The organism is Photorhabdus hainanensis (assembly GCF_018448965.1).
Taxonomy (GTDB): domain Bacteria; phylum Pseudomonadota; class Gammaproteobacteria; order Enterobacterales; family Enterobacteriaceae; genus Photorhabdus; species Photorhabdus akhurstii.
Window position 1 is genome coordinate 72,942 of sequence record NZ_RCWD01000016.1, and the last position, 16,474, is coordinate 89,415.

General features: G+C 42.9%; 13 protein-coding genes and 1 pseudogene. 4 read left to right on the forward strand and 10 right to left on the reverse strand.

Annotation, left to right across the window (positions count from 1 at the left end):
• Positions 1-445 precede the first annotated feature (445 nt).
• The 5 genes from EAE92_RS24575 to EAE92_RS11860 all read right to left on the reverse strand — a co-directional run bounded on the left by EAE92_RS24575 (position 446) and on the right by EAE92_RS11860 (position 7,686).
• Positions 446-1,279, reverse strand: a complete 834-nt coding sequence (locus EAE92_RS24575; protein WP_246545149.1) for a gp53-like domain-containing protein — start codon at positions 1,277-1,279, stop codon at positions 446-448.
• Between the two features lie 399 nt (positions 1,280-1,678).
• A complete protein-coding gene (locus tag EAE92_RS11845) occupies positions 1,679-2,206 on the reverse strand; it encodes a GNAT family N-acetyltransferase (RefSeq protein ID WP_214068227.1) in 528 nt (175 codons plus the stop codon).
• Between the two features lie 838 nt (positions 2,207-3,044).
• A complete protein-coding gene (locus EAE92_RS25005; RefSeq protein WP_281422777.1) occupies positions 3,045-4,067 on the reverse strand; it encodes a hypothetical protein in 1,023 nt (340 codons plus the stop codon).
• Positions 4,068-5,010: 943 nt separating this feature from the next.
• A complete protein-coding gene (locus EAE92_RS11855; protein WP_214068228.1) occupies positions 5,011-6,810 on the reverse strand; it encodes an RCC1 domain-containing protein in 1,800 nt (599 codons plus the stop codon).
• Between the two features lie 237 nt (positions 6,811-7,047).
• Positions 7,048-7,686: a hypothetical protein gene (locus tag EAE92_RS11860; protein ID WP_214068229.1), complete on the reverse strand. Its 639-nt coding sequence runs from the start codon at positions 7,684-7,686 to the stop codon at positions 7,048-7,050.
• Positions 7,687-8,200: 514 nt separating this feature from the next.
• Between EAE92_RS11860 and EAE92_RS11865 the strand changes: the two genes are divergently transcribed.
• Positions 8,201-8,368 (forward strand): hypothetical protein, encoded by a 168-nt coding sequence (locus tag EAE92_RS11865; protein ID WP_214068230.1) that lies wholly within the window; start codon positions 8,201-8,203, stop codon positions 8,366-8,368.
• Here EAE92_RS11865 and cobO read toward each other — a convergent pair.
• The 5 genes and pseudogenes from cobO to cobA all read right to left on the reverse strand — a co-directional run bounded on the left by cobO (position 8,361) and on the right by cobA (position 12,361).
• Entirely contained in the window at positions 8,361-8,918 is a 558-nt protein-coding gene (gene cobO / locus EAE92_RS11870) for a cob(I)yrinic acid a,c-diamide adenosyltransferase (protein ID WP_214068231.1), read from the reverse strand. The genes EAE92_RS11865 and cobO overlap by 8 nt on opposite strands.
• Positions 8,919-8,973: 55 nt before the next feature.
• A pseudogene (locus tag EAE92_RS11875) lies at positions 8,974-9,603 on the reverse strand (NAD(P)-dependent oxidoreductase); the annotation flags it as partial.
• A gap of 19 nt (positions 9,604-9,622) precedes the next feature.
• Positions 9,623-10,483, reverse strand: coding sequence for a GHMP family kinase ATP-binding protein (locus EAE92_RS11880; protein ID WP_214068233.1), 861 nt, complete (start codon positions 10,481-10,483; stop codon positions 9,623-9,625).
• Positions 10,476-11,549, reverse strand: a complete 1,074-nt coding sequence (gene cobD, locus EAE92_RS11885; protein WP_214068234.1) for a threonine-phosphate decarboxylase CobD — start codon at positions 11,547-11,549, stop codon at positions 10,476-10,478. The genes EAE92_RS11880 and cobD overlap by 8 nt, the downstream gene beginning before the upstream one ends.
• Before the next feature lie 29 nt (positions 11,550-11,578).
• Complete coding sequence (cobA, locus tag EAE92_RS11890) at positions 11,579-12,361, reverse strand: uroporphyrinogen-III C-methyltransferase (RefSeq protein ID WP_214068259.1); 783 nt, start codon at positions 12,359-12,361, stop codon at positions 11,579-11,581.
• A gap of 437 nt (positions 12,362-12,798) precedes the next feature.
• Here cobA and eutA point away from each other — a divergent pair, with 437 nt between their 5' ends.
• The 3 genes from eutA to eutC are packed head-to-tail and all read left to right on the forward strand — an operon-like array spanning position 12,799 to position 16,462.
• Positions 12,799-14,211 carry an ethanolamine ammonia-lyase reactivating factor EutA gene (eutA, locus tag EAE92_RS11895; protein ID WP_214068260.1) on the forward strand — a complete coding sequence of 471 codons (1,413 nt, stop codon included), beginning with the start codon at positions 12,799-12,801 and terminating at the stop codon, positions 14,209-14,211.
• A 12-nt stretch (positions 14,212-14,223) separates the two neighbouring features.
• Positions 14,224-15,585: an ethanolamine ammonia-lyase subunit EutB gene (locus tag EAE92_RS11900; RefSeq protein WP_036814474.1), complete on the forward strand. Its 1,362-nt coding sequence runs from the start codon at positions 14,224-14,226 to the stop codon at positions 15,583-15,585.
• Positions 15,586-15,607: 22 nt separating this feature from the next.
• A complete protein-coding gene (gene eutC, locus EAE92_RS11905; protein ID WP_214068235.1) occupies positions 15,608-16,462 on the forward strand; it encodes an ethanolamine ammonia-lyase subunit EutC in 855 nt (284 codons plus the stop codon).
• Positions 16,463-16,474: the final 12 nt, after the last annotated feature.

Below are 16,474 nucleotides of genomic sequence, written 5' to 3' on the forward strand. Positions count from 1 at the left end.
TCGCAATTCACATCAATCAAAGTCTAGTTCAAAAAAACAATAATAGGGTTTCATTCTCAATTATAATATTAACTATTTTTGTATGACTGGCAGGAATAAACGATTCAACATCAAAGAAAATACGCTTATCAGCTTTTTATTTCCCCTATAATTTTTTATGATAATGCCATTTTGATTAATTAACCAAACAACAATAAAAATAATAATCTAAAATATTTTTTTATTTTAATTAATCTATCAAAGGTAATAAAAATAAACTTATTATATCGTAGAGATTTTTTTAATATGGTAATAAACTAATTTTTTCCTACCGGATTTTTTATTGAATAAAAGCGCAGGCTAAATAGACTGCGCTTTTATTCAATAATATGCCAAAACCATATGATTTTATTTCTACTTTGGTGGCTTAAGCCAATTAACATCAAAAATGAGTGAAGTATCTTTGTTAATACCCAATAGCCATCCAATGGACCGCTCGCGCCCGGAAATCAGTGTTTAATGCACCAATAGTTGTTGCTGTAAAAGATATTGCTGTAATATCACCAACTTCAACAAAACAACGATAGAAGATCGGAGGCGAAGGTTTTCTTCCACCATCAGTTGTTGCAACCACAGTTGTACATGCACTAGGAAAGCTAATAGGAAAGTTAACCAAATAATTATCACTACCTAGTAAAATACCCCACTGATAGATTATTCCTGTATCACCACACTTCCACCAGCCATTCGCAGATTTTAAGGCTGTATTTTTATTACCATATCGAACATCAGATTCAGATTTGGTATAACTCCCTACATCCCCCGCACTTAGGCTAATATCATTCGACAGCATTTTCCCATTCACCTTTCGGCTATTAGGTACTCTGGTATTAATGTCTCCACGTAATGAATTTACTATTTCCTGAGCGAGCTTTTGTGTCACTGCCAATATATCACTATTGCCAATGACATCGGTAAGCTGAACAACTCCTGATTGGGTTAATGAAGCACTGGGAATTTCTGTTGTGATCTTTTGTTTTAAAGCCTTATTTAATTGATCAGCAAGTTTGGCTACATCACCATTATCCATAACATCATCGCCAGATTGTGTCGCAATAAAATTAGCCACAACAGATGATATGGTTGATGATTGACGTAACACTTTATTTAGTAAATGAGTGGAAATGTTATCTGGTGGAAACCCAGTCTTTAAATGCTGACTTTCTTCATATCTTTCTTGACTCACTACATTAGCATTATTATCAATAGAAAAAGCCTTAAAATTATTCTTTGGATTCATATATTCTCCTTGAGTTAAATAACGTTATTTTATAATTAACATATTAAATTATTGAAGGGTAATTTATCGCAATTCACATCAATAATAGTCTAGAAAAAGTATAATGAAATATTCTTATAACTAAAGGGGCTAACTATTTTTATATAATTGATATTAGTGAACAATTTAATATATAAAAATCCCCTTTATCCCTTTTCAATTTAATTATATATTTATTGAGATTTATCTGACAAATACATATTCTTTAATTCCATTAAATAAAAAGCCAGAATTTTTCTGGCAATGAAATATCTACTCATTTTTATAAATCACTAAAGCGTCACTTTTGTCATTGGTTGATATATAAATACGGCCAGTTTTATCCCTATATTTACCGCATCAAATTACGCCTAAAGTAAACTAGTTCTCGAATGTAGATTTGAATTCCCCACTAATATCTGAAATCCTACTCATGTAATAGGCGTCAGCATATCGACCATGACGAAAAGCATAACGTTTAGCCGTTCCTTCAATCTCAAATTCAAATTTTTTATATAATGCGATAGCAGCATCATTATCTGTATATACTTCCAACTCTATGCGTTCAATGTTCAACCAATTATCACACATGTCGAGCATAGCCTCCATTAATTCACTACCAATACCCTGTCCCTGATAATCAGCATGTACTCCCATGCCAAAAGTAGCAACATGGCGACGCCGCAAGTTTTGGCATATTTCAATACCAACCTGACCCACAATTTCTCCATCAATACAAGCCACTAAAGAGAAACATCCTGCCGAAAGATTTGTAATACGCTTTATCCATGTCTCCAGAGAAGGATAAGGTAATTGTAAAGTACCACAGTAAACTTGTGGGTTAGCGTATAACTGACGAACTTGTTCACAATCGCCTTCTTCAACATGGCGAATCACTATATTCTTCACTTAAGAACTCCTAACTTTTAGCTTGAATATTGAGACTAACATAGATGTTTTGCTAAAAATATGGAGAAAATATCGATATTTAGTTTGAGGTTAATCTTCGGAGGAAATCCAAGATGGTTTATAGCGAACAGCGTAGGTGAATGAAAATAAATGGAAAACCAATAAATCCTTTCAGTACGGTTTTGTCTCGTTAGATTTACGCCAAACCGATAACAACTGTCATCCATCATGTTCCATTGCCGTCTCATGTAGCAATTAACCGGTTATACCAATTGATATACAATTTTAAGACAACTGTCAGTCATACCGCTTGGTATCCTTTCCCCACAAGATTCGTTCACTTTATCGCCTAAAACATCGATACAAAATTATTTTAATCTTTAAAATAATTTTTAAAACTGCTTGACTCTGAAGTTTTTCTGATTAAAATCACAGCCACAATTTAGATTTTCGTGAAACAAATCACACTTTACCAATAAAGAGAGTTCATCATGAAATCTGTTACATCTTTCATATCAAGTGTTCATAGCGTTGTTGTCTACCTGTCAACACCTCGCTTTCTTTAAGTCTACTTTTTAACCGATACGTGAACAGCCAGTTTCCGAGCTGGCTTTTATAGTCAGGACTTAACCCCTGTCAAATTAACCGGCTAGTCCATTCTTTTATTTCCTGATTTCATTTCAACTTTCTGCTAATGGTTGATGAACTTTAGTGCATTTTCCTTTGGAAAAGGAAAGATACCAAGGTTAAGGTAATAGCAACTAACCTCCCCTCCTGAAAATGCACTTATTAATTTAGTCGAATCCATTTGTTATTAATAATCCAATGTGTTAAGAATTCATTTCTTCAACAAAGCAACTTCATCGGCATTTTTCTGGCACAGCAGAGTAAGATTAGTAATAGAACGGGTAAGCTTATTTATAGTACTCTCCAGCTTTTTAATATCCATTTCCAGTTGCTTATTTTTCATATCCAACGCACTCATTTTTGTCAATTCAGCATATAATTGCTGACCATTCACCGCCTCCGTACTGTTTCTGGAAATATCCCCGGCTGCAACATTCACAATCTTACGTTGATTACCCGGCCTTCCTACAGAAACAACATTCGATTTGCTGGCAACAGAATTTGCGCCCAATGCAATGCCCCCACTTGCTGTTACAGAGGCGTTTTGACCAATTGCAATTCCCTGAGACGCGCTAATACTAACCTTTTGTCCCACGGCAATAGAAGACGAAGAGTTGGATTGAGTGTCTGATCCTAATACAATACTCCTACTCCCTGTTACAGAGGAGTTTTGACCAATCACAATTGCTTGAGACCCACTGACAGAAACTTTTTGTCCCAGAGCAATGGAAGACGAACCGCTGGATACAGAGCCTTCTCCTAATGCAACGCTCGAACTTCCTGTTGCAGAGGAATTTTGACTAATTGCTACTGCCTGATTCCCCCTGGCAATCGCTTTTTTCCCCAGAGCAACAGCAGACGAACCGCTGGATATAGAGTCTGATCCCACTGCAACACTCGAACTTCCTGTTGAAGTGGAATTTTGGCTAATAGCTACTGCCTGAACCCCACTAGCGACAACCTTTTGCCCTAGAGCAATAGAAGCTGTCCCACTGGATACAGAATCAGCGCCAATCGCAATTGGCCATATGACTTTATAATCCTGATTTTGATTCTCTTCTCTACCCGCCTGTTGATTTTGCCCAATAGCAATAGCGCCCTCACTAATTGATTTAGAAATTAGTGGTGAAGCACCAATTGCTATAGCATATATTGCTGGTGCTTCTGCATTCCCAACAACAACGGAATCTTTACCAACTTTTTGATCAGCTATATTCATATCTTCTGTAGACATATATACCCCCTAATTCAGAAATTAAATTATTACTAGATTAATAAACCAAGCAATATAACTTAGTATTTTTCATCAGAAACAACCAAATAATACATAATAATTTCTTTTCAAACTTGTCACCGTTAAATATTAAACAAACTTAACGTAATTTAAAAACATTATTATACCCCTCCCCACCTTTCACTCGGACCTAAATTAACACCACCATTGTTAAAACAAAATATTATACGAAAAATTCAATTTGTAAATAAATTAAAACCATTCGGTTATGAAATATATTTCATGGGTTTATTTAATGTATCATAAAGCTTCACTAAATATAATGATTTATTGAATCAATTAAATACAGGCTGATACTATGTTATTTGTATATACTTTCATTTCACTCAACAAACCCATTTATATAATTTACCCAAGAAAATGCAGTTAATATGTGAAATCGAGCAAGGGAATTATTCTGTTATTCACTGCAATACACCCCATAAATAATTATCAAATAATAGTCCCACCACTAAATCATTTATTATATATTCTCAGCCTAATAGCCAGGAATATATGAAACAACAACCAACGCATATTAATAATTCAATACATTGAGAAATCATTTCCCATCGGGTATCAGACAGGAGTTATGGGGAACAGGGACATTGCCATCCAAATTGAAAAAAATGAGAGAGAATATAAAGATACGTATCCTACCAAAAGAGAAAAAGCACCGAAGTTACGAGTGTTCAGTGCTTTATACACCAGAAAAATATCCGGCCCGTTGTAAGAAATCTTAACCGAACAGTATTATCTCCCCAAGAAGCGGTTTAAGGGTGACAATTAAATAGCGTTTCATAATTCTGCTACACATGGCCTTCTTCAACCCATTGTTATATATGGAATTATTAGTAGTATAAGGTGTAGCACTATTTTAGAATCTTATTTAAATAACTCTAATTTATTGTGTTGCGATTTCATAGGATACCTGCCCTTTGAGCAATGCCTGAACTGAGCTACTATTTCCTCCTCCCCCAGCTAAACCCCACGTCACTACGCGACCATCCGCAGTTAACGCGGTAAACGCTGTACTACTCCCGTAGATAGCACGAACATTTTTCAACTGCTCTGCCACCGCACGACTATCTCCCCCCCATTCGCTATCGCCCCAAGTGACTACCGTTCCATCACGGCGCAACGCAGCAAATGCAGCTTTCGAGCTTGTGACTTGAATAATATCTTGCAGATTTGAGATAGATTCTGGAACTTTTCCTCCCCTATCAACATCCCCCCACGCTACCACAGAGCCATTCGCTCGACGGGCTGTAAATGCATGCACTGTTGCGGTCACTTCAACAATGTCATTTAATCCCGCTATATTTTTTGGCACCACTCCGCCAAAACTGTCTCTTCCCCAAGCCACCACTGAACCATTCGCCCGTAGCGCCGCAAAGGCATTGTTTGAACTACTTAACTTAATAATATCCCTCAATGCACTGATTTCACCTGGAACGACACTACCAAAATCACTACCATATCCCCATGCAACAACAGAGTTATTAGCCCGCCTCACAGCAAAAGCCCAAGCAGCCTTTACGACTTCCACAATATCTGTCATTGCGGCAACTTCCGGCGGCAATGCTCCTCCCTTATCACTGCTTCCCCAAGCAACTAAGTGGCCCGTAGCTCTCTGGGCCACAAAAGCGCTAGCTGCTCCCCACACATCCACAATATCTGTCATTGCCGCAATTGCCGGTGACACTAATCCACCATGACCGCGATTTCCCCAAGCAACAACTTGCCCCGTAGCCCGACGAGCCGCAAATGCTCCTAGTGATCCCACAATATCAACAATATCACTTAACCCAGCAATTTCCGTTGGAACAACCCCGCCATATTCGGCACTTCCCCAGGCAACGACATGACCACTACTTAGCCGTGCCGCAAAGGCATTTACTGTACTCACTATCTGGACAATATTATTTAAAGTTGTTAAAGGAACCGGGATGTTGCCGCCAAAACCAGCATCTCCCCAGGCAACCATATAACCGCTATCTCGCCGGGCAACAAACGCAGCGGTATAATCTCTACCCAACCCATTTCCAATCGCATGCCAGCCATTACCTGCAATATTACACGGGTTCAAAGTCACTAATTGGTTAGCCAAACGCACACGCAAAGGACGATACGGCAAAACATCTTGAAAATTGCTGCCAGCAACCCACTTCTGTTCCCCTGCATATTGCCATTCAGCCAGTACAGGTCGCAAAGTGTTGGCATTCAGCGCACTAATATAGCAAGGAGGAGTAGCCCCAAAGTTATAAAACCCCTGTCGCGAATAACGGGCTCCTATTACCAGCAATTTAACCCTTTCCCCAATTATGTAATAATCCACTGGCTGGGATCGTGCCAATTCTCCCGTTGCCCGAGTAATATTGTAGTTCAACCGGACATAACTCCCTGGATATTGTTCTAATACAGGAAAAGGCACGATGAAAGTTAGAATCTTCCCTCTTTTTTCGCGTGTCACCGTATTCTGTAATATATAGGGGCTACCAAACTCTCCTTGCCAAGATAAAGTAATCTTATCCCCTGTCATCATATTTGAGTACGGATTAACATAGATCGTCGCTCCATTGATATCAATCACCTGGCTTATATCTAATTGCCACTTATTATTAGCCTCAGCTATCCACGGAGCAGGCAAAAGCTCATATACTTGTTTGAGTTCATTCTGAGAAACACTATATGATGTTGACATATCTTATATTCCTTTCATAATTAAAGGTGACAAAAATTTAACGCTGGAATGGAACAAACTACTAATCAACCATCTAAATAAATATTTAGAAAAATTGATTAGCAGAGATTCAATCATTTAGTTTTCGTTATTTACTTAAATATTAACTTGAATTTAATATTCTACTCATATTATCTGGAATATATTCTTATCCTGGTATTCAAGGATAAGAATATATGAAATAACAACCAGCAGATATTAATAATTCAATGCATCGAGAAGTCGTTTCTTCAATGATGCAACATCATCCACACTATTTTGAAGCAGCAAAGTAAGATTAGCTATATCACTTTCCAGAGATTGAAGCTTCTCTTCCAATTCCTTATTCTTTGCATCCAATAATATATCAATCCTTGCCGATTCAGCATGTAACTGCTGACCATTAACCGCCTCAGTACTGTGATTTGAAATCTCCCCAGCCGCAACATGTATAATCTTACGTTCATGGCCGGTTTTCCCTACAGAAACAACATTCGGTTTATTAGCAATAGAATCTGAACCTAACGCAATGCTCCCCTTTTCTGTCGCGGAGGAGTGTTGACCAATCGCCACCGCCTGAGACGCGCTAGCCGTCACTTTTTGTCCCAAAGCGATAGAAGCCAAACCGTTGGATACAGAATCAGCACCAATCGCAATGGGCCAAACTACTTTCGCATCACCTTGTTTACCCGCAATTTGATTTTGTCCAATAGCAATAGCCGCTTCACTGATCGTTTTAGAGCTTCTGGGGGAAGCGCCAATCGCGATAGAATGCACTGCCGGCGCTTCCGCACGTCCAAGTACAACTGTATCCTTACCAGTTGTGTGTTCAGCTGCGTTGGTATTTTCAATAGACATATTAAACCTCTTAATTTATAAATTAAATAACCATGTGTTGTTTGAAACTTAATAAAATATTCAACAGAATATGATATCGATTACGTGAACTCGCTCCACATATCAAAACTTAAACTTACGTTATATTTATTCCGCCGACAATATTAGATATAAATCCCAGCTTGTAAATAAATTAAAATTATTGGATTGTGGAATATATTACATGGAATTTGATTTAATGTATTATCAAGCTTTATTGAATATATATTCAATAAGGTTCATCACAACCAGTGAATTAATCACCTCAATATTAATTGGCTTTTATATACTTAATCTAAGTAAACATAGGGGGGAAATAAATACTCTTAATGAAAATTTTTACCACCGATGATTTCGCGGCTTTCATGGACGACAACTCACTAACTAAAAACATTCTCAATAAGCTATTGAAAGTTGCCAAAAACTTTCTTAACATCAATGATAAGAATCTTGAAGGCAACTTATTCATCTGGTCTACTAATCGAGGCAACATGTAATGAATAATAATCGACTCATCAAAATGCAGAAAATGGCAGAGCGTTTTCATAAATCTGGCACAGTATCAAATATCACCATGAGAGAGATTAATACACTGGTTAAACAAGATAAAAACGTAAATCACTCTTTATCTGATGTGATAACTGGAAAACGCATAATTAAGTGAAAACATATTTTACAGGACGCATTTCACTAACCGTATCTGCCAGTTCAATTAATTCAACAGGGTAATCTTGTCCGGTAATTATCACCGTCTGATTAATTGGCCGTCCGTTTAATGCCTCGATAATTTCATTGAGTAATAGATAACTGTTGTTTATCACGCAAGCCAATTCGTTAAGCATTACTAATGATAATTCAGGATCACGCAACATGCGCAACGCATGCTGCCAAACCTCGGTACAAGCGGCAATATTCTTAATACGATTGTGAATTTCTCCGGTCAAGTTCATTGATATTAATTGAAATTCTACTCCATGCCGCTGCAACAAAACACGCTCACCGGCTGACCATTCATCCCTAATAAATTGGATAACGCCAGCCTTTAATCCATGACCCAACGCTCGTGTAACCGTTCCCATTGCTGCGGCGGTTCTCCCTCTGCCGTCACCGGTATAGATAATGACAATTCCTCGGCTTTCCTGAGCGGCTGCAACTTGTGCCATAAATCTCTCTTTTTGCCGCTGTTTTCTCTGTTTATATCGCTCCTCACTCATTTGTCTGGCTCCAATATCTTAATCAGTTCGTTTTGTCTGTATTTACTTGAGTTGACTCAGAGAATAATGTTTCTACTACCCGATCGACTTGTTGACGATCTCGACTCACCAACGATTGCATTAATCGCTCATTAGTGAAAAATCGCTCCCAAAAGCGGCGACGTGCCGCCAAATGATGAAAATGTCGTTTTACCCGCTGACGAAGTGTTCCACCGTAAGCGGCCAGACGACCAAGATGCATCGGTAATAACCGTTCGAGTTTTTCACGCCATAACCTGACCAATACCGGCGCATTGCCACCGGAGGAGATAGCAATCACCAGTGGTGAACGATCAATCACTGACGGCGTGATAAAACTGGCTTGCTGTGGCTCATCCACCACATTGCAAAAAATGCGGTGCGCCGTCGCACAATCACTCACATAGCCATTCACCACCGCATCATTAGTAGCGGCAATAACCAGCCAACAATGCTCAAGCCAGTAAGGCTCAAATTCTCCATGAATAAGTGTCACTTGGTCAGCCTCCCCCCATAGCTTAAATTGAGGGGTGAATTCCCGTGCGTTAACTAATAGATGCGCACCGGCATCTAATAACAGACGTGCTTTACGCTCCGCTACCCGACCTCCTCCAACCAACAGACAGGTTTTATCCCGGATCTGACAAAACATCGGCAAATAATCCAACATAAGTCTCCTCCTACAGTTAACGCACACCACCCGGTATCATGGTCAGCAAGTGCTGACGAGGATAAAAACGCGTTATGCCTCGGTGTTTCAACCACCAGCATAGATACTCAACATCATGATGGCGGCGGTCGCACAATAACCCGACAATACTGCCACTATGAGCAACATTCAGCCCGTAGATTCCACTCCGTTCTACCAGTTCTAACAAACTGTCAAACGCCGGTTTTACCAACAATTTTTGACTGGCCTGTGCACTGAGTGTTGTGGCTTCTCCCAATCGCCAACAATTCTGGGTAGTCACAGCCTGACAAAATAGTCTCCAGGCATGTTCTAGCACTGCGGCATTCTCTAGTAATACCGGATGGCGATCTAAACGGTGATAATCAGCCGTGATCAAAGTTTCCCGGCTTTCCAATAACAAAATATCGATAGATGGCTGCCAGTCACAAGCAATCTGAGTCTCCGCCGTTTGATGATCAAACAAGGTAAGTTGGCTGAATAACGTGCTATCAGTAGGCTCAAGCTGTACGCAAAAGCCAGCCAAGGTCGTTTCATCAAGTGTTTCCCCAAAATAACGCGCCGTCGCCAGCGCCGTGGCGGCAATATCAGCGGTACTACTTGCCAGCCCTTTCGCTACCGGGATCGTAGAAGTAAAGGAGAGCCGTAAACCTCGCGCCATCTCCACCGATAAACCAAAGTACGCCAGTACAGTTTTCATCATTTGACGCATGCGAGGACGTTCATCTTTTCCCGGCACGCCATCGGTGACAGACACCTCGCTGAACCAATTCACCGGACAAGAGATCAATTTCTCACCACCAAGTATCCATCCTTGGATAAGTTCACCGCACGATGCGGGACAACGCGCTTTAGCCATAATTGAATACCTGATGTAACGCCGATACCAGACGGCGATTATCATGCTCACCCTTGATGGCGACCCGATAATAATCCGCGTCCAAGCCGGGATAGTTAGCACAATGGCGAATCAGTATTCTCTGTTTCAGCAACGCTTGTTGAAGATTAATTTCCGGGCGCAGACAACGCAGGAAGATATAATTTGCCGCGGGAGGCCAAACACGCAATGCCGGTAATGCGGTCAACGCCTGATAAAGCCAACGTTGTTGTTCAGCTAACCAGCGGTGTGTTGCTTGAATGTAAGCCTTATCATTAAGAACAATTTCACCAGCCAATGCCGCGAAAGCATTAATCGTCCACGGTTCCCGCCAGCGCTTCATTGCCCGAATCCCCGTTGCATCACCACTGACCAGATAACCAAGGCGCAACCCCGGAATAGCAAAAAATTTCGTGAGTGAACGCAGAATATAAAGACGAGGAAAATGCGCTATCTGAGGAATAAATCCGGTAGTATCCGGGAGAAAATCGATAAACGCTTCATCGACAATCAGTGCAATATTATGCTGACGGCAACGTTCAAATACCGCCTGCAATAACGCAGCATCTGGCATTAAACCCGTCGGATTATTGGGTGTAGCAAGAAACAGGCAATCAGGGCGGCATCGATCCAATGCCGCCAATAAACGTTGATCAGGCTGATAATCATCAGCTTCACGCATCACATACTCATCAATCTGGCAATCAACCCGTTGTAAGGCTTTCCGATATTCAGCAAATCCCGGTATCAAGAGCATGGCACGACGCGGCTTAAGATAATTCACCACAGCATAAATCAATTCAGTGGCGCCATTACCCGCCATCAGGTTTTCCGCAGTACAATGATGAATCTGCGCTAACGCTGCATGCAATCGACGATATTCTGTATCAGGGTAATACTCTGCACATTGTAATTGGTCGATAATGGCCGCTTTTAGGGATTCCGGCATCCCTAATGGGTTAATATTAGCGCTGAAATCAATTATCTCTTCGACTGTAACACCCATTTTCAGCGCCATTTCCAGCACATTACCGCCATGTTCGCTCATCAAATTGATCCCGAATGTTAAACAAAAAATCAGAGTGCCATCAGTGATGGAACGGAAGAGAGCAACAAACGATCCCGGCTAAAAGCCAGTGTTTCCCGCAGACGCACCACATCACCAATCACAATCAACGCTGGCGCAGTCAATCCCTGAGCCGCCACCCGTTGAGCCAGAGTTAACAGGGTTGCACTGGCGACTTGTTGTTGCTGATGGCTGGCATACATCACAACCGCCGCCGGCGTTGTCGGCGCTTTACCGCCAGCGATCAATTGCTCACAGATACTCGCCAGTTGGGTCATGCCCATTAAGATCACCAGCGTGCCTTCCAGTTTTGCCAGCATCGCCCAATCCTGTGATTCATTTCCCTGACGCAAATGGCCGGTAATAACATGAAAACCTGATGCATAATCACGATGAGTGACCGGTATCCCGGCACAAGCCAGACCACCAATTGATGAGCTGATGCCCGGTACCACTTCAAAAGGGATTTTCGCCAGCGCCAAAGCTTCCGCTTCTTCGCCACCACGGCCAAACACATAGGGATCTCCCCCTTTCAGCCGGACGACATTTAACCCTTGTTGCGCACACTCTACCAAGATCTGATTAATTTGCCGTTGCGGCACTGGGTGATAGTTCGGCGTTTTGCCGACATTAATCATTTTGCAGTTATCAGGCGCTTCGGATAACAGGTCTGGACTGACTAATCGATCATACACCAGCGCCTCAGCCTGACGGATACAATGTAATCCTCTGACAGTAATCAGCGCCGCATCGCCTGGACCGGCGCCTACCAACCAAACTTTTCCGCTATTCATCATTTTTCTCACCCTTAACGAAAGTCTGTTTGAAGATATATAACCGATAGGCAGCAACACGATCTGGTGTAAGATCAATAATTCTTCATTTTTATTAATGTATTGATGATAACTATATGTCCTGACACATTGCAGCTTTATCTGCTTGTTTCCCTTAGCAACTTCGCCCTGCATCTTATCTATACCCTATGGATTTCAAGATGCATCGCGGCGGCAAGGGAGCGAATCCCCGGGAGCATAGATAACTATGTGACCGGGGTGAGTGAGTGCAGCCAACAAAGAGGCAACTTGAAAGATGACGGGTATACGCCATTTTTATTATAACCCCTAATATTTTTGTGACTACCGTTGACTTTTCAACCAAATTGATGACATTTAATACTGATTGATAAAAAAAAATGCCAACATACGCCTTATTACAGACAAGAGGCGTAGCGATGGAATCCAAGGAATTATTCAGTGTCGGAATTGACATCGGCACTACCACCACACAAGTGATCTTTTCGCGTCTGTCACTGGTGAACCGTGCCGCGGTATCACAAGTGCCACGCTACGAGTTTGTTAGCCGCGAGATTATCTGGCAAAGCCCGGTGTTATTCACCCCCGTAGACTTCGCCGGGCAATTGCGTGAAGACGAGCTGTTCAACTTGATCCTGGAACAATATCAGGCAGCCAACATCGATCCGGACAGCATCGATTCCGGCGCGGTGATCATTACGGGTGAAACCGCGAAAACATGCAATGCACGCCCTGCGATTATGACACTGGCGCAAAAATTAGGGGATTTTGTTGTCGCAACAGCGGGACCACATCTGGAATCAATGATTGCCGGTTTAGGTTCCGGCGCTCAAGCGCTGTCACAGCAGAAAATGGCCAGAGTGCTCAACATTGACATCGGCGGCGGCACCGCCAACTATGCGCTATTTGATGCCGGGCGACTTATCGCCTCCGCTTGCTTAAATGTCGGCGGCCGCTTATTAGAAACCGATTCTCAAGGGAAAGTCTTACGGGCACATCCGCCCGGAGCGCTCATCGTTGATTCACTGTTTGGCGAAAACACAGATATTCAACATCTGACAGCCACGCAATTACAGCAAATTGCTACGCGAATGTCGCAATTGCTATGGGAAGTCGTCACCGGGCAACTCACACCACTGACGCAACAATTACTGATGACCGAACCGCTGCCAAACTGTGATGAACTCTATGCCGTCACCCTCTCCGGCGGGGTAGGAGAGTGCTATCGTGAAGCATCGGATCATGATCTATTCCGTTTTCACGATTTAGGACCATTACTGGCACAAGCTATCCATCGTGATAATGATTTCACCAAACTACCACTGCAAGTGCCAAAACAAACCGTGCGTGCTACCGTCATTGGCGCCGGCGCTCATACATTATCATTATCCGGTAGCACCATTTGGCTCGATACACTATCACTACCACTACGCAACATTCCCGTCGTCCACCCTGACACAGAAGCCACTGAATCGCTGGCAGAAGCCTGGCAACATGCACTCACACAAATGGATCTGAATGCCGAACAGGATCTATATGCATTGGCCCTACCCGACGCCCTGCCGGTGAATTATGCCGCCGTACAGACATGCATTACCGCTTTACAGAATTTCGCCGCCCGCTATCCCTCTTCTCACCCGCTGCTCATCGTCGCCGGTCAAGATTTTGGTAAGGCATTGGGCATGCTGTTACATCCTCTGATGGGAGAACGGCCGCTGGCGGTTATCGATGAAGTGATCACCCGCACCGGGGATTATATCGACATTGGCACGCCGCTATTTAATGGCACTGTGGTTCCCGTCACTATCAAATCACTGGCTTTTCCTTCCTGAGAGAGCGTAAACATGAAATTGAAAACTCAGCTTTTTGGTAAGACCTATCAGTTTAAAGATGTCAAACAGGTGCTGGCAATGGCTAACGAATTGCGTTCCGGGGATATGCTAGCCGGGGTGGCTGCCGAAAGTTCTCAGCAACGCGTCGCGGCTAAACATGTCCTCTCGGGAATGACGATTGCGGATATTCGCATGAATCCGATCATTCCTTATGAAGAGGATTGCGTGACTCGCATTATTCAGGATGACATTAATGAAATTGCCTACACCCGCATAAAAAACTGGAGTATCGGCGAACTGCGTGAATACATACTAAGCGATGATACCAGCGTGGATGATATCGCCTTTCTGCGTAAAGGGATCAGTTCCGAAGTCGTTGCCGCCGTGGCAAAAATCAGTTCCAATGCGGACCTGATCTATGGCGCGAAAAAAATGCCGGTGGTCAAAAAAGCCAATACCACCATCGGGACACCGGGAACGTTCAGCGCTCGGCTGCAACCTAACGATACCCGCGATGATGTACAAAGCATTCTGGCTCAGATTTACGAAGGACTATCGTTTGGCGTTGGCGATGCAGTCATCGGCGTTAATCCGGTAACTGACGATGTGGAAAACCTGACTCGCGTGCTGGATACCATCTATGAGGTGATCGACAAATTCGCTATCCCAACCCAAGGCTGCGTTTTAGCCCACGTCACGACCCAGATAGAAGCTATTAAGCGTGGTGCGCCGGGTGGTTTAATTTTCCAAAGTATCTGCGGCAGTGAAAAAGGGCTAAAAGAGTTTGGCGTAGAATTGTCTATGTTAGATGAAGCGCGTGCCGTTGGCGCGGAATATTGCCGTCTTGCCGGCGATAACTGCCTCTATCTTGAAACTGGACAAGGCTCCGCTCTCTCCGCCGGCGCTCACTTTGGCGCTGATCAAGTGACAATGGAAGCACGAAACTACGGTTTGGCACGCCACTATGACCCATTTCTGGTGAATACCGTTGTCGGCTTCATCGGGCCGGAATACCTCTACAATGATCGCCAAATTATCCGCGCCGGATTAGAAGATCACTTTATGGGAAAACTCAGTGGCGTCTCAATGGGATGCGACTGTTGCTATACCAACCACGCAGATTCCGATCAAAACCAGAATGAAAACCTGATGATCTTGCTGGCAACCGCAGGGTGTAATTTCATCATGGGAATGCCGCTCGGTGATGACATTATGCTCAATTACCAGACATCCGCTTTCCACGACACCGCCACTATTCGTCATTTGCTTAACCTGCGTCCGTCGCCCGAGTTCGAACGCTGGCTGGAACATATGGGACTGATGGCAAATGGCCGCTTAACACCACGTGCGGGCGATGCATCGTTCTTTTTCTGATTCTTTGCTGAGATAAATCACCATGATCCAAAAAACAATTGAAGAGAATGTAAGCGAGCTGGTATCTGACCTGAACCCCCATGCATCCCCTGAAATCATTGACGAAACTGAAAGCTGTACGCCGGATTTAGGCTCCTTAGAAGCCAAGCAGTGGATCGGTGTCCAAAGCCCGAACCGCATAGAAGTCTTACAGGAATTACGCCGTAGCACGGTGGCGAGAGTCGGTACCGGCCGCAGCGGGCCACGCCCCCGTACTCAGGCATTACTGCGTTTTCAGGCTGATCACTCCCGTTCTAAAGATACGGTGTTAAAAGAAGTCCCGGTTGAATGGATAGAAAAATGCGGATTGCTGGAAGTGCAATCTCAAGTTAGCGACAAAAATCTCTATCTGACTCGCCCGGACCTGGGAAGAAAACTCAGTGCGAATGCGGTAGAAACCTTGCTAACACAGTGCAAAACTGGCCCCGATGTACAAGTTGTGATCTCCGATGGTCTTTCTACTGATGCCATTACCACCAACTACGAAGATCTTGTGCCGCCACTGTTAAAAGGGTTGGAACAAGCAGGAATGTGCATCGGCACACCGTTTTTTGTGCGCTATGGCCGTGTCAAAATCGAAGATCAAATTGGCGAGTTACTAAAAGCTAAGGTAGTTGTCTTACTGATTGGCGAACGTCCCGGATTGGGGCAATCGGAAAGTCTCTCCTGCTATGCAGTTTATAAACCGACAGTAGAAAAAACTGTTGAAGCTGACCGCACTTGTATCTCTAATATTCATCGTGGCGGTACGCCACCAATCGAAGCCGCAGCGATTATTGTCGATTTAGCTAAAAATATGCTGGAACAACAAGCTTCCGGCATTGCTCTTAGTCGTTGATAGCATGGTGGC

Excerpts from the sequence above, each read along its gene's own strand:
- EAE92_RS24575 (WP_246545149.1), bottom strand. The coding sequence starts at position 1,279 with ATGAATCCAAAGAATAATTTTAAGGCTTTTTCTATTGATAATAATGCT.
- EAE92_RS25005 (WP_281422777.1), bottom strand. The coding sequence starts at position 4,067 with ATGTCTACAGAAGATATGAATATAGCTGATCAAAAAGTTGGTAAAGAT.
- EAE92_RS11855 (WP_214068228.1), bottom strand. The coding sequence starts at position 6,810 with ATGTCAACATCATATAGTGTTTCTCAGAATGAACTCAAACAAGTATAT.
- EAE92_RS11860 (WP_214068229.1), bottom strand. The coding sequence starts at position 7,686 with ATGTCTATTGAAAATACCAACGCAGCTGAACACACAACTGGTAAGGAT.
- EAE92_RS11865 (WP_214068230.1), top strand. The coding sequence starts at position 8,201 with ATGAATAATAATCGACTCATCAAAATGCAGAAAATGGCAGAGCGTTTT.
- cobO (WP_214068231.1), bottom strand. The coding sequence starts at position 8,918 with ATGAGTGAGGAGCGATATAAACAGAGAAAACAGCGGCAAAAAGAGAGA.
- EAE92_RS11880 (WP_214068233.1), bottom strand. The coding sequence starts at position 10,483 with ATGGCTAAAGCGCGTTGTCCCGCATCGTGCGGTGAACTTATCCAAGGA.
- cobD (WP_214068234.1), bottom strand. The coding sequence starts at position 11,549 with ATGAGCGAACATGGCGGTAATGTGCTGGAAATGGCGCTGAAAATGGGT.
- cobA (WP_214068259.1), bottom strand. The coding sequence starts at position 12,361 with ATGAATAGCGGAAAAGTTTGGTTGGTAGGCGCCGGTCCAGGCGATGCG.
- eutA (WP_214068260.1), top strand. The coding sequence starts at position 12,799 with ATGGAATCCAAGGAATTATTCAGTGTCGGAATTGACATCGGCACTACC.
- EAE92_RS11900 (WP_036814474.1), top strand. The coding sequence starts at position 14,224 with ATGAAATTGAAAACTCAGCTTTTTGGTAAGACCTATCAGTTTAAAGAT.
- eutC (WP_214068235.1), top strand. The coding sequence starts at position 15,608 with ATGATCCAAAAAACAATTGAAGAGAATGTAAGCGAGCTGGTATCTGAC.